Source organism: Clostridium sp. TW13, from assembly GCF_024345225.1.
GTDB classification, from domain to species: Bacteria; Bacillota; Clostridia; order Clostridiales; family Clostridiaceae; genus Inconstantimicrobium; species Inconstantimicrobium mannanitabidum.
In genome coordinates, this window is the sequence record NZ_BROD01000001.1 from 2,886,814 (window position 1) to 2,901,940 (window position 15,127).

General features: G+C 30.7%; 11 protein-coding genes. 1 reads left to right on the forward strand and 10 read right to left on the reverse strand.

Features of this window, described 5'->3' with window-relative positions; translation table 11 throughout:
• Positions 1–38: 38 nt before the first annotated feature.
• Both OCU47_RS21795 and OCU47_RS13730 read right to left on the reverse strand, forming a co-directional pair.
• Complete coding sequence (locus OCU47_RS21795) at positions 39–905, reverse strand: methyl-accepting chemotaxis protein (RefSeq protein ID WP_309297453.1); 867 nt, start codon at positions 903–905, stop codon at positions 39–41.
• A gap of 309 nt (positions 906–1,214) precedes the next feature.
• Complete coding sequence (locus tag OCU47_RS13730) at positions 1,215–1,589, reverse strand: winged helix-turn-helix transcriptional regulator (RefSeq protein ID WP_261829172.1); 375 nt, start codon at positions 1,587–1,589, stop codon at positions 1,215–1,217.
• Between the two features lie 182 nt (positions 1,590–1,771).
• Here OCU47_RS13730 and OCU47_RS13735 point away from each other — a divergent pair, with 182 nt between their 5' ends.
• On the forward strand, positions 1,772–2,275 hold the full coding sequence (locus OCU47_RS13735; protein ID WP_261829173.1) for a hypothetical protein: 504 nt from the start codon (positions 1,772–1,774) through the stop codon (positions 2,273–2,275).
• A 122-nt stretch (positions 2,276–2,397) separates the two neighbouring features.
• Here OCU47_RS13735 and OCU47_RS13740 read toward each other — a convergent pair whose 3' ends face one another.
• The 8 genes from OCU47_RS13740 to OCU47_RS13775 all read right to left on the reverse strand — a co-directional run bounded on the left by OCU47_RS13740 (position 2,398) and on the right by OCU47_RS13775 (position 15,098).
• Positions 2,398–4,296 (reverse strand): beta-glucoside-specific PTS transporter subunit IIABC, encoded by a 1,899-nt coding sequence (locus OCU47_RS13740; protein WP_261829174.1) that lies wholly within the window; start codon positions 4,294–4,296, stop codon positions 2,398–2,400.
• A gap of 856 nt (positions 4,297–5,152) precedes the next feature.
• Positions 5,153–6,607, reverse strand: a complete 1,455-nt coding sequence (locus OCU47_RS13745; RefSeq protein ID WP_261829175.1) for a glycoside hydrolase family 1 protein — start codon at positions 6,605–6,607, stop codon at positions 5,153–5,155.
• 161 nt (positions 6,608–6,768) lie between these two features.
• Entirely contained in the window at positions 6,769–8,664 is a 1,896-nt protein-coding gene (locus tag OCU47_RS13750; protein WP_261829176.1) for a beta-glucoside-specific PTS transporter subunit IIABC, read from the reverse strand.
• Between the two features lie 264 nt (positions 8,665–8,928).
• Positions 8,929–9,756 carry a BglG family transcription antiterminator LicT gene (gene licT, locus OCU47_RS13755; protein ID WP_261829177.1) on the reverse strand — a complete coding sequence of 276 codons (828 nt, stop codon included), beginning with the start codon at positions 9,754–9,756 and terminating at the stop codon, positions 8,929–8,931.
• Between the two features lie 517 nt (positions 9,757–10,273).
• Complete coding sequence (locus OCU47_RS13760; protein ID WP_261829178.1) at positions 10,274–11,179, reverse strand: alpha/beta hydrolase; 906 nt, start codon at positions 11,177–11,179, stop codon at positions 10,274–10,276.
• Positions 11,180–11,351: 172 nt separating this feature from the next.
• Positions 11,352–13,067: a methyl-accepting chemotaxis protein gene (locus OCU47_RS13765; protein ID WP_261829179.1), complete on the reverse strand. Its 1,716-nt coding sequence runs from the start codon at positions 13,065–13,067 to the stop codon at positions 11,352–11,354.
• 308 nt (positions 13,068–13,375) lie between these two features.
• Complete coding sequence (locus tag OCU47_RS13770; RefSeq protein WP_261829180.1) at positions 13,376–13,906, reverse strand: flavodoxin family protein; 531 nt, start codon at positions 13,904–13,906, stop codon at positions 13,376–13,378.
• Between the two features lie 304 nt (positions 13,907–14,210).
• Complete coding sequence (locus OCU47_RS13775) at positions 14,211–15,098, reverse strand: DMT family transporter (RefSeq protein ID WP_261829181.1); 888 nt, start codon at positions 15,096–15,098, stop codon at positions 14,211–14,213.
• Positions 15,099–15,127 lie beyond the last annotated feature (29 nt).

Sequence of the window (15,127 nt, forward strand, 5' to 3'; positions counted from 1 at the left end):
TATAATTTAAATTGGCTAGAGATTGGAACTACTATATACTAAAATACATTCTTAACTTGGTTATTTAATTCTTGTATGCTGCCATTTATTGTTTCTACTGAAGCTGTAACTTCTTGTGTTGTAGCTGCTTGTTCTTGGCTGATTGCTGCAGTCTCTTGAATAGCTTGTGAAATTGTTTCTATTGATTTATTAATTTGATCTATTACATCTCTTATTACTGTAGCAGATTCTTTGCTCTTACTTGCAAGTTTTCTTACTTCAGAAGCAACAACTGAAAATCCCTTTCCATGTTCTCCTGCTCTTGATGATTCTATAGCTGCATTAAGTCCTAATAAATTAGTTTGCTTTGCTATATCTTCTATTATCTCAATTACTTGTCTAGTTTTTTCCACCGTTTCTTTAGTTTCTTCAGTAAGCTTTATAACATTTTGTCCATATTGAGCAAGACTTACAGATGAAGCTGACATTTGATTTACACTTGATGTTATATTATTCACTGAATCTGCTAAGTTAGATATGCTCTTTGTTAAATTTGAATTTACGGTAGTGTTAACTCCATTAGTTATTGCACCAATTAATTTTCCCTCTGCATTTCTTATTGGCAATGCAACTAATTTTAGTGGTGCACCAAATACTTCTTCTGGTATAACTTCTACTACAGACTTATTAGTGTCTAAAGCTTCTTTCAAAGCACTAACAGGTTTTGAACCATACTCAAAATGAAAATCCACATTATCTGGCTTAACATAGTGAATACACTTACTAGTATCTGCTAAAGTTAACGCCCCTTCATTAATTGTTAACTTGTTTATGTATGGCATGACAACAGCAAAACTTCTAAGTATCTCCTCATCTGTCAATTCCTCGTTAAAAAAATCTCTGTAATCAATTGAATTGTTGTCCATTTTTATGTCTCCTTTATATAAAACTACTAATATATTTATATTAACTTGGTAAATTAATCTATAATTTATATATCGATTATTGTATCCAACTCTTAATCATATCTAATTTATATTTTAAAAATATTTTTTCAAAATACTCACACTTCTTAGCGATATAAATGCTTGACTATTACGCGCATAGAAAGTAACTTTATGTTTAGCATGCACTCAAAATACTAAAGTCCCAGGCAAAAGAAAATCCTCCACAGTCAGTGTGGCGGATTTTAGCGAGTAAGTTGAAACGTATAGAGATAAAAGCTTTAGAAAAAACTAACTATTTCTAACATTACTGCATTCTAACTGTTCATCTATTTGTTCATTCAAGAAATCTATTTGCTTTTGTCCCCATTTATAAAGGGAATCAAATACAGGAAAAAGCTCCTTACCTTGAGCTGTTAATGAATATTCCACCTTGGGAGGTATTTGAGGATAAACCTTTCTCTCAATAATTTGATATAACTCAAGTTCCTTTAATTGTTGAATAAGAACCTTTCGAGTAACACCTGGCAATAATCTTTCTAATTGAGTAAACCTCTTGGTTCCCATGCCAAGTTCCCAAATAATTAAAACCTTCCACTTGCCCCCAATTAAATTCAAAGTGAAATCAATAGGACACTCATATTTACATATTTTCTCATACTCCATAAATATCTCCTCTCTTTCATTTCAAAGTTACCTAAAGGTATACCTAGTTACTTGACCATATATCTTGTCACAAAAAAGTGCCTTCTTGTAAAATAATTCCTATGACAATATTATAATACTTAAGTAATTAAATATAAACTGTTTATCAGTTATATCTCATCAAATTTTTTGGAGGTAACAAAATGAAAAAAATTACTCAAGTATTATTAAGTTTAATTATTATCACTAACATTGCCGGCTGTTCAAGCAATAAGGCTTCTACTGCATCTACAACTCAAGATACAAAAGCAGTGTCAAGCAGTTCAATATCTGATACCAGTAGAACATTAACAAATGTAGAAAATGATAGTTATATTATTTATAATCTATCCTACCTTGAGGCAACTCAACTGCAAGGAGTTTCTTCAACGTCTATTGAAATCAAAAAGAAAGACAATCAAACTGTATACACATATAAAGATCATATACTATCTTGTGGTACCTATATGAATGGAGAGATTGTAGAGACTATTAAAGGCAATATTAAAACCTTAACTGGTTCTTTCAATGTTACACATAATCCATATAAAATCACTAAATTGGATTTAAATATAAATATTAATATGGATACAAATGAAAAAACAGGCTACATCAGTCCAGATGGAGACAAACTTGACATTAACAGTAACTTTGTTCCAATTGGCTAATGTATAAAAAAGTATGCTTTACCTCAATAATAAAAGCCACGAAATCTCTCGTGGCTTTTATTATTCTAAATATGAGATTAATAAATTAAAGATTTACTCTTACTCTAAATCCTCTTCATTAATTAAATCATCACTGTTAGCAATTCTTCATTATAATCAATGTTATTTTTATTTGTTCTAATAACATCTTGATAACTTTCTGAATTTGTGACTACTATCGGAGATATTAAAGAGTACCCCTCTTTTTGTATACCTTCCATATCAAACTCTAAAAGTACTTGCCCTGCTTTTATAGTATCTCCTTGTTTTGCTTTTGGATAAAAATATTTCCCCTCTAATTCAACTGTATCCATACCTATATGAACCAATATTTCTGCTCCACTGTTGCTTGTAATTCCAATTGCATGGCCTGTTGGGAAAAATGTTGTAATAACACCATCAACAGGTGCAACAACTTTACCCTCTTTAGGTACTATTGCAATTCCTTTACCTAACAATCCCTTTGAGAAGGCTTCGTCTTGTATCTCACTTAAGTTCTTAACCTCACCTCTTAATGGGCTGACAACTGTTTCTTGCTTAACTAATGCACCTTCTCTTTTTTCTTCTTTCTTTCCTTCACTCGGTTGTTCATCCTTAAAGCCTGCAAAGAACATTATTAAAAATCCTAACAAGAAACTAACTATTATAGATATAATAGCACCGTAGAAACCAGTATCCATACCAGCTGGTCCTATATAGCTAGGTATTCCAAAAATCCCCATACCACCAAACATATACAATTTACTTCCCATCGCTCCTAGAATAGCACCACCTATTCCTGCACCAATACAACTTATAATAAATGGTTTCTTACGAGGCAATGTTACACCATATATAGCTGGTTCTGTAACACCAAATATACCAGAAATAAATGCTGGGATACACAATGATTTTAATTTAGTATTCTTTGTCTTAAGTAAAATTGCTAATACTACACCAGTTTGAGCAAAGGAAGCTCCGAACATAAGCGCTAAAACTGGATCGTATTTTAAAACAGCTAAGTTATTAATTAGTATAGGTACTAATCCCCAGTGTAATCCAAATATAACAAACACTTGCCAGAATGCACCTAATAATAAACCTGCAATAATTGGGCTTAATGCATAAATTGAAGCTGTTGCTGATCCAAGTAGCTTACCTGCCCATGTTGCAATAGGTCCAATAACTATTAATGTTAAAGGAACAATAATTAGCAATGTACAAAATGGCACTAAGAAAGTTTTTACTACATCTGGTATTATCTTTCTAAACCATTTTTCTATTTTTACTCCCACATAAGTAGCTAAAATAATAGGTATAACTGATGATGAATAAGTCATCAATATAACTGGAATCCCTAAAAAAGTTACAAAAATAGGTGATTCAATCATAGTACTAGCAAATAATGTATACAATGGCTTACCTGCAGTTAATGTAGATAATGTAGGATAAACTAAACAAGCTCCTATTGCCATTCCAATAAATTCACTGCCTTTAAATTTCTTGGCTGATGTGTATCCTAAGAATATTGGGAAGAAATAAAACAAGCTATCTCCTATTGCATTTAAAATAGCATATGTTCCTGATGTAGGAGAGAGCCATTTTAGAGTTATAAATAACGCATTAAATCCTTTAATCATACCTGTGGCACATAAAACACCTAACACTGGAGTAAATACACCTGATATAATGTCTATAAACTTGTTAAATGCACTCATTTTTTCTTCAGGTTGTTCTCCTTCTTCAGAAGTTGCTCCAAAGCCACCTATAATAACAACATCTTTATAGACATCAGGGACATGGTTCCCGATAACAACTTGATATTGTCCTCCACTTTTTATAACAGTAACAACACCATCCATGTTTTTTAATACTTCTGTGTTTGCTTTACTTTCATCTTTTAATTTGAAACGTAAACGCGTAACACAGTGAGTCAAACTATTAACATTTTCCTTACCACCAACATTTTCTATTATGTCTTTGGCTAGTTTCTCGTACTTCATAATTCCATCTCCTTTAAGACATCTTTTAAAAATAATTAAATCCATATGCTTAGGATATTAGGACTTGTTATTTATTTTCAGACGCATAAATAAAATTTATAAAAGCAAAATATTAAAAATATCTTGTTAGAGTTATAGTTTCTCCTTTTTAAGTTACTATGCTTTTTTACAAACAAAGTTAGATGGAATCATTTCCAACTTAATTATTAGACTGTATTAAATTGTAGTAATTAGACTTATAAAGTTATTACTCTATAAATCTAATTAATATATTTCATAATTTATAAATCCGTAATATTGTTGTTTATCAAAAGTACATAGTCAACTAAATATATCTGCGCATTTGTACGGTTAATATGTTTACAAGAATTCGTATAGAAGTGTTCCACCTAAATGTTGGTGAAAAAAATGTCGAATTTTTATAACTTGTCCACCAACATTATTATGGAACAGTTCTATACAGATAATAGATAGACTATATATCAAAATGTAGAATCTTTATTATCACCTATATAACTGAAAAGATTGCAAGCAAAATATATTTACTCACAATCTTTTCATTACATACATATTGCTTACACAAATCAAGATTTATCCGATAGCTAGCATCCGTAACACTCCAACTTCTTTAAGTTGGAGATAACAGCTGCACGCTCCTGGATAAGTTCAACTAAGATTCAGATGGGGATCAAACCCCACCTGAATCAAGTTTCACTTGATATAAATTAAACCTGTTATTTATGCCAATTGCTAAACTTCTCTCAAATATATATCTTGATAATAAAATATCTCTATTTCACGATAACAAGATATCAAGAAACGCTAAAACACTGGGTTTAAACAAAATACAAATGTATTACTCTAAGTTTTCTCCATTTGTATCTATAACTTTCTTATACCAATAGAAGCTCTTCTTTGGAGATCTATCAAGTGTTCCCTTTCCATCATTATCTTTATCAACGTATATAAGACCATAACGTTTTTTCATTTCACCTGTTCCTGCACTTACTAAATCTATGCAGCCCCATGGTGTATAACCCATTAAGTCAACTCCATCAACTACTGCTTCCTTCATTTCTTTGATGTGTTCTCTTAAATATTCTATTCTGTAATCATCATTAATTGAACCATCTGCTTCCACAGTATCTGCTGCACCTAAACCATTTTCAACTACCATTAGAGGAATTTGATATCTGTTGTATATATTATTTAAAGTCCATCTAAGTCCCTTTGGATCAATCTGCCACTCCCAAGCACTTGCCTTTAAATATGGGTTTTTAAGTCCCATTGAAAGATTTCCTCCAATTTTTTCTTGGTTAGGATCAGCACTTACACACACTGACATATAGTAGCTAAAAGTATAGAAATCAACACATCCTTCTCTTAGGATTTGTTCGTCTCCTTCTTCCATGGCTATATTTATATTATTTTCTTTAAAGTATCTCTTTGCAAAACCTGGATAAGCTCCTCTTACTTGAACATCTGAACATAAAAAGTTGCTTAGATTATCTTTTTGCTGTGCCAAAAATACATCTTCTGGATTACAGGTTAGTGCATATGATGTCATGTACGCAATCATGCAGCCTATTTTAAAGTCTTTATTAATTTGATGACCTAATTTTACAGCCTTGGCACTTGCGATAAATTGATGGTGAAGAGCTTGATATCTAAGTTGTGGATTATCTTTTATATTGGCACTAAGTTCTCCATTTCCTTCTGGCATAATTGCTCCAGCCATAAATGTTCCAAATGGCATAGTTAAGCAGTTTATTTCATTAAATGTTAGCCAATATTTAACCTTGTCCTTATATCTATTGAAGATAGTTTCACAATACTTAACATAAAAATCAACTACTCTCCTATCTGACCACCCATTATACTTTTGTGTTAAATTATAAGGAGCTTCATAATGTGATATTGTAACTAAAGGTTCTATATTATATTTTTTTAGTTCTGTAAATACATCATCATAGAACTTTAAGCCCTCTTCACTTGGCTGTGCATCATCACCATTAGGGAATATTCTTGTCCAAGCTATAGACATTCTAAATACTTTAAAGCCCATATCTGCAAATAGCTTAATATCTTCCTTATATCTATGATAGAAATCAATAGCCTCATGGCTTGGATAGTAAGTTCCTTCTTCTAAAACTGGTGTTATTCTTCTAGGAGTTGTATGAGTTCCTCCTGTCATAACATCTGAAGTACTTAATCCTTTGCCACCTTCCTTGTATCCACCTTCAAATTGGTTAGCTGCTGTTGCTCCTCCCCATAAAAATCCTTCTGGGAACTTTTTAATTATGTTTTCCATGACTAATCCTCCTAACTATTTATGTTTTATCTAATTACTGTTGCTTCTTGACTACTTAACTATTTACTATTAATTTTTACCTATTAGCTATTAATTATTTATCTTTTTAAGAATAGAAGGCTGGTATTCCCGCCTTCTATTCTTAAATTTATTTATTTTTATTAGATCATCACTGTTAATAAATCTTCTTTACACTCTATAGTTTTCTTATCTGTTTCAATTACATCTAGATAACTATCTGAGTTTGTGATTATTACAGGAGTTATTAATGAGAATCCTTCTGCTTGTATAGCCTTAATATCAAATTCTAATAATAGTTGACCTGCTTTAACAGTATCTCCTTGATTAACTTTAGGAGTGAAATATTTTCCTTCTAATTGAACTGTATCCATTCCTATATGGATTAGGATTTCAGCTCCCTTATCACTTGTGATTCCTATAGCATGACCTGTTGGGAATAAAGTTGTTACAACACCATCAACTGGAGCAACTACTCTTCCTTCCTTTGGATTAATTGCAATTCCTTTTCCTAAAGCACCTGAAGCAAAAGCTTCATCTTTAACTTCTGATAATTGTCTAACTTCACCTTTTAATGGGCTAACTACAGTTTCTTGCTTAACTAATGTATTTTCATTATTTTGTTTAACTGGTTGACTTGTTTCTTGATCATCTTCAAATTTTGTAAATATCATTAATACAAATCCTATAACTAAAGCTGCTGCCATACCTATAGCCATTCCATAGAATCCCATATCCATTCCCTTTGGTCCTATATAACTTGGAAGAGCGAATATTCCCATTCCACCTATCATGTATCCTTTTGATCCAAAGAATCCTACTATACCACCACCTATAGATGCACCTATACAGCTTAGTATAAATGGTCTCTTTTTAGGTAATGTAATACCGTAAATTGCTGGTTCTGTAACACCGAAGAATCCTGAAATAACTGCTGGAATTGCTATTGATTTTAATTTTTTGTTCTTAGTCTTTAATAATATTGCTGCAACTACTCCTGTTTGAGCAAATGAAGCTGCCATTGCAGTTGCTAATACTGGGTCATATCCTAATGTTGTTAAGTTGTTAATAGCTATTGGTACTAATCCCCAATGTAATCCGAAGATAACGAATACTTGCCAGAATGCACCTATAAATAAACCTGCTACTGTAGGGCTAAAGTTATAGATACCTAAAGTAACTGCACCTAATAATTTACCTAACCATATTGCTACTGGTCCTATTGCTAAGAATGTTAATGGTACTATTACTAGTAGAGTACAGAATGGTACTAAGAATGTCTTAACTACGTCTGGTATAATCTTTTTAAATACTTTCTCAACTTTTGAAGCTGCATATACTGCTATTATTATTGGAATAACAGTTGAAGAATAATTCATTAATAGAACTGGTATATTTAAGAAAGTTGTACTTACTGAAGATTCGAACATTGTACCTGTAAGAACTTTAAATAGAGGTTTGGTTGAACCTGCTAAAGATACAATTGTTGGATAAACAAGTGAAGCACCTATTGCCATTCCTGTGAATTCATTTAATTTAAATTTCTTAGCTGCTGTAAATCCTAAGAATATTGGGAAGAAGTAAAATAAACTATCCCCTATTGCATTTAATATTTGATAAGTTCCATCAGTATTTGAAAGCCAATGTAAAGCTAAAAATAATGCATTGAAGCCTTTTATCATACCTGTTGCACACAATACTCCAAGTGTTGGAGTAAATACTCCTGATACTATATCTATAAACTTATCTAATGGACTCATTTTTTCTGTTGATTCTTCTTCTGAAGCTGCAGCAAATCCGCCTACAGCAACTACGTCATCGTATACATCAGGTACATGATTACCTATTACTACTTGATATTGTCCACCACTTTGTACAACGGTAACAACTCCATCCATATTCTTTAAAATATCTGTGTTAGCTTTCTTCTCATCTTTTAACTTAAAACGTAAACGAGTAACACAGTGAGTCAAACTATTAACATTTTCTTTTCCACCAACATTTTTTATTATGTCTTGGGCCAATTTTTCGTATTTCATGATTCCATCTCCTTTTAGTAATTTTTCATATTTTTTTATAATTTCTAATAATACATAACTATTAATTATTAATAATTTCTTTATATAAAAAAGGCGAGACTTCAAACATACAGCATAAATTCCTTTACGCTATACACTTTAGTCTCGCCTGCTTTACCAGTAACAATCTAAAATAATATTTAATTTTAAATATTTATTTTATCTGATTTACTTATTTAAGATTGAATTTTAATATTATCTTGCAATCTTAAAACAATATTTATCTTATCTATGAGTTACACGTTGAATATGAACAGTTAAATATAATTTTTCTTCATCTGATAACTCTGTTTCCAAGTATTTTTCAACCTTCAGCATACAGTTATATGCCTCTTTGTATTTTTCTTTTACTTGTTTTAGTAGAAAATCATCTTCATTTTCATTCTTTGTATTTTTATTTAATCTTTGAAAGAAAAATCTTAAATGTGTTACAAATCTCTCATAACTAATTGATTTTTCATCAAGAGTAGTTCCATAAGTGTATTTTACTATATTTAGTATATCTTGAATCTTTTTTGTTTGACTAGCAATATTCTCTACATTTGTGCTTGAACTATTTAGTTGAGCATTTATTAAATGAAGAGCCACATTTGCAGCTTCATCCTCTGGTAACTTTCTACCTAATTCCTCTTCAATAAACTCTAGTGCTTTAACCCCTACTTCAAATTCCTTGTTATAGAACTTTTTTATCTCCCATATTAGTGGATTTGAAATATTGATGTTCTCATCAAACAATTTTATTGAATTGTTAATATGATCAGTGAGAGTAACATATATATAGTCATTTAGTTTGGTGTTTAATATATTCTTAGCATATTCAATAATGTCATAACATAGGGAAACGTATTCGCTTGGAACATGTTCTAATAATAACTTGAACTTTTCTGAGGCATCTTTTTGCTTAAGAATAAATGTTTTCTCAATTAGACTTTCATCGACTACATCTCCAACACTTTTCTTAAAGCCAATTCCGCATCCCATAACAACAAATTCATGCTTATCTGCTTCTTTAGCAACTATAGCATTATTATTAAATACCTTTTTTATTATCATTCCTCTATTATCACCTCACTATAAGTATTCTGAACAAAAAAGACCCCAATTAATTAAAGGTAACTCTAGAAGTAATCCTCTAGCCTCCTTTTATTAATTAAGGTCTCGCCTAATCGAGTTAGTAACAATCCTTACATTAATATGTAATCGTTTTATTTATACTCTTATAATATACTACTTTTTATAAGGTGTCAATAATTTTTTATCTATTTTTCGTGAAAAATGTCATATATTTTTCTATTTTGTCGTTAATTCTTATAAACATAGCTATTTTCCTTATCTGTAGAGTTTTTAACCTTAAAGTTGCAATTACTTAACACTTTATGTAAGTCAATATTCCCCCCAATCATGCTTTATATATTTATTACTTATTCTTCTGCTCATTATCGATAAATAAACTGTGTATTATAATCATTCAATTGATTAATAATATATCTTCAATTAATACTCCCCAATTATAAACTTATAATATTCTTAATTATTAAAAGCATATATTTAAATATATAGTCTATCTATGTTAAATTTGCTTAAAAAACTCTGTCATCTCTGTCATAACTACATCACTCATAGAACAGTTATCTCTTAAGTGGAATACGTGATTAAGATTTTCATTCTTCGGTACAGCATGTTCTTTATGATTAACACCTTTTACATTTAGTACTTCAATCATCTTTTTTGTTTCTGGGAAAAGTCCATCTGTTTCTGAGCCCATAATATAGCAAGGCAGAAACTGTTTGGTTATATTCTTTAAAATCGATGTCTTAGGATAAATAGGAAGTTCCCTATACTTTTTAGTACCAAACACCCATCGTACAATATTATTTACTTGAGGAAAATTCATCGCTTGTCCTAATTCTATTACATTATCAAAATCATATACACCACAATTTAATCCTAATCCCTTTGGTTTTATATTTGTATGAAGGTTAAAAAATCCTTCTAATTCTGGATTAGTAAGAATACAACCTATTAACGCTGCAATATTTGCTCCAGCAGAGTCTCCTACTAAAAACACATTTTCTGTATCAAAATTATACTTTTTACTGTTATCTTCTACCCATTTAAGCACTGAATAGACATCTTCTAAAGGTGCAGGATAATTATATTTAGGTGCTAGTCTATAATCAAAGGTTAATACTGCATAACCCTTTAGGCTCAAATTCATGCCATAATATTTGTAATATGAATCCTTGCAGCCATATACCCAGCCACCTCCATGAATATTAATAATCACTGGAATAGAAGTTAAACGTTTTCTTTTTTCCGGCATAGCTAGATCAAGTTTAAATTCCTTTTTTCCTATTTTATTGTATACTAAATCTTCTATTAACTCGCATCCCTCTGGTTTCTTTGCACTAATATAATATTCATTGTCCATTTTCTCAATATGCTTAAGTATTAATTTAAGTTTTAAATTGAACATTTTATCACACTCCAGATAATATACTAATATTTTAATGTCACTTTGATTATATCATATTTTTCCATCACAACTCAAAGAAATACTTTCTATAAATAAGTAAGAAAATAATAAAAAAGCCCACTTTACAATTAACCAAAGTTAACTTGCAAAGTAGGCTATAAACACTTAAAAATTAGTACTTACCAAAATCATTATCACTTAAATCTATTTTAACTCTTGATACTGATGATTGATTTAAATTATTATGAAGGTTTTTTTTATTTTTCTTATCTTCCATCTTCTCTAGCATTCTTAATATATTGGGATCTAATCTTTCACTTCCATCATACATATATGAACTACTTTGTTTCAATTTAAATCTACTAACTTGATCTCTCAATAATTCTGCTTGACTTGATAATTCTTCACTTGCAGCTGCACTCTCTTCTGCTGAAGTTGAGTTAGCTTGTACAACATTTGAAACCTGCATAATGCCTTGATTTATTTGAGAAATACCAACAGCTTGCTCATTTGATGCTGAAGCTATATTATTAACAATTCCTGATACCTTAGCTACTCCCTCAACTATATTATTTAGCGCTTCTGCTGTATCATTAGCTATTTTCGTACCATTCTCAACACTTTTTATAGAACCTTCTATCATATCCGTAGTTTCTTTTGCTGCCTTTGCAGATCTTGCTGCTAAATTTCTTACTTCCTCAGCCACAACCGCAAACCCTTTACCATGTTGACCTGCTCTAGCTGCTTCAACTGCTGCATTCAACGCTAAAATATTAGTTTGAAAAGCAATTTCATCAATTACCTTAATAATTTTCGAAATATTTGAAGATGATTCATTTATTTCATTCATAGCTTGTAACATTTCCTGCATTCTTTCATTTCCATGTACAGCATTTTGTGTTACTTTTTCAGCTAGTTCATTTGCCTCACTGGCATTTTCTGCATTTTGTTTTGTCTGAGCTGATATTTCTTCAAGTGAAACAGTTAGTTCTTCTACAGAACTAGCTTGCTCAGTTGCTCCTTCTGAAAGCGAAATACTTGAGCTTGATACCTGTCTTGAGCCTGAAGCAACCTGCTCAGCTGCAGAACTTATATTTAGCATCACATCATTTGTTGTATTTACCATGTTCTTGAATGCATCTGCTAATCTGCCAACCTCGTCCTTATTATGTATATCTATTTCTACATCTAATTCACCTTGTGCAATCTTGTCCGCTGCTTTTAATAATTTATCCAATGGTTTAGAAATAATAGTTGCTATAATTACTCCAATTATTACTGCTGCAATTAAACAAACTATTATAATCACTATCATAACTGTAGACTTTGAACTATAATCAGAATGATTGTTTTGAGCTGAAGTCTGTGCTAATTGTTGATTATAATCTATTAAATCACTTACTGATTGATCTACTTTTTCTCTTGCTTTAGTAAATTCCGCATCTTTTTGCTCTGCTTCATTATACTTACCAGCTTGGATTAGAGCAAATTGTGCAGTTTTAACAGTTCTATATGATGCAAGTGCATCCTTTACTGCGTTATATAATTCCTTATCTTTTCCATCAGAAATTGCATTTTCATAGCTCTTAAGTATTTTATCATTCTCAGTGGCAAGATTACTTGACTCTTTTAGCATATCATCAAGCTTTGCTTGATTTCTTGAGTAAAGCATTACCATGTAATTTGCTCTTGAAATCACCAAGTTTTTTTGGACTTTAGATAAGTTTTGAGCAGGTATAAAATTGTTGTTATACATTTTATCTACATTGGTATTAATTTTCTTCATGTTACTTATCCCAATATATCCAACTATACTTGTACACATTGCAACAATAACAAAGCATATTATTAGCTTAAATTTGATCTTTAAATCACTAAACCATTTCATTGAACTTCCTCCTTAGTTATATCCCCTATAATTATTCTTTTTATCCCATGTAACCATATTATTATATTTGAAAAAACATGTCAATATTTGACCGTTTTTGTCTTTTATTGATTGAATTGCTATTAATTGTTCTTATGAAATAATTGTTTTCAATTACAAAGCATATTTTTTATAATTTTATTAAAAACAGAGCTATTTTCCTATATAATAAAAAACCTCTTTTATAACATAAGTTACGTCATAAAAGAGGTCACATATTTGATAAGCGAGCCAAATTATATTCTAGAACTCATTCTATTAATAAATACTTATTTAAGACTTTTCCCAAATTCAAAGACTTTATGCAATTTCTCTGAATTATTTATAGATCCCTTTTGCGTCATTCCTGGAATTGTTATAATCCCTTTGTCTTCCCAATTCAAATATTTATTAGTTGCTTTATATTGGGCTATAGCTGCATCATATACACCATCAGCGCCTGAATTCAGGAGCAATCCAACATACTTATGATGAAAACCTACTTTCCCACGAGCATACATACGATCAATTACACATTTTAATTGCCCAGTTATATCAAACCAATATATAGGTGATGCAAATACAAGCATGTCTGCTTTATCAAGGGCTTCTAAAATTTCTTTCATATCATCCTTTTGGGAACATTCACCTCCTGATGTAAAACAATAAGTACATCCTACACATGGTCCTACCTTTAAGGTACTAAGAGTTTTTATTGTTACTTCATTACCACTTTCCCTTGCTCCTTTAGCAAATGCTTCTGCCATTATTTCTGTATTTCCACCCTTACGTGGGCTTCCACTAACTACTAATATGTTCAATTTAAATCCTCCAACTTCAATAAATACTATTTTTCATTTAGTATAATACCAAGCAGTCATTCAGTAAATATATAACTTTTAGTTTATATAGAACTGTTCCACAATAATGTTGGTGGAAACATCGGTGGACAAGTTACAAATTTTCGACATTTTTCTACCAACATTTAGATGGAATAGTTCTATACACATCTTCCAAAACACATTAGGCACATATTAATACATAGAATTGATTTTAATAAACTACATTACAAATTATATATTAACTGCGTGTATTCCTCCCCAGTTATTTAGTTAATTATAGTTTCTAACAATCAACAATATTAACCTGCTTTTTACCTAAAATGCTTATTAACATTCCTCCAATAATTAAAACTGCACCAATTAAAAAATTAATAGTGATGTTTTCTCCTAAAAACATCGCTCCAAGTAATGCTGATACCATTGGCTGTAATGGGTAAAACAACGAACAAGTGCTTGCTTCAATTATAGATAAACTTTTATTCCAAAGCACATATGCTAAGGCAGTACAAACAATTCCCATATATAACAATGAAATAATAACTGAAACATTAAACTGTATATTAGGAGTAACAATAAGTTCGCGAATTGAAAATGGCAATGTACATATAGTCGCAACAAACATACTATATGTAGTCACCTGTAATGCACCATACTTTTGAGTTATTCTTCTAACCACAACGGAAACTAATGCCCACAAAAGTACTGATATAATGGAAAATAAAATCCCCACTACTTGTCCACTTCCTTTTATATCACCAATTATTATGTATACACCAAGCATTGCTATAACAACACAAATTACTTTCCTAGCAGTTAACCTTTCTTGCAAAATTATAGCTGCAAAAATCATAATGGCAATTGGATTCATAGAATTAACTAAAGAGGCAATTGATGCACTGGATAATTTTATTCCAATAAGTTGTGCTCCCACAGATAAAAAATACCCTATGCATCCAATTATAATAATATATTTTATGTCTTTGCGTTCTATTTTCTTAGTATTGCTTTTTTGTCCTATTAAAAATAAAACAACACCTGCAATTAAATACCGTAAAAATAAAACTGTAACCACTGGAACTTTTCCTAGTACAAATTTACTAACCACATACAAACTTCCCCATGCGCAAAAAGTTATTAATAAATATAAATATGCTATTCTTTTATTTGTCATTTCTTTTATTTAGTAATACATTGTTGTGT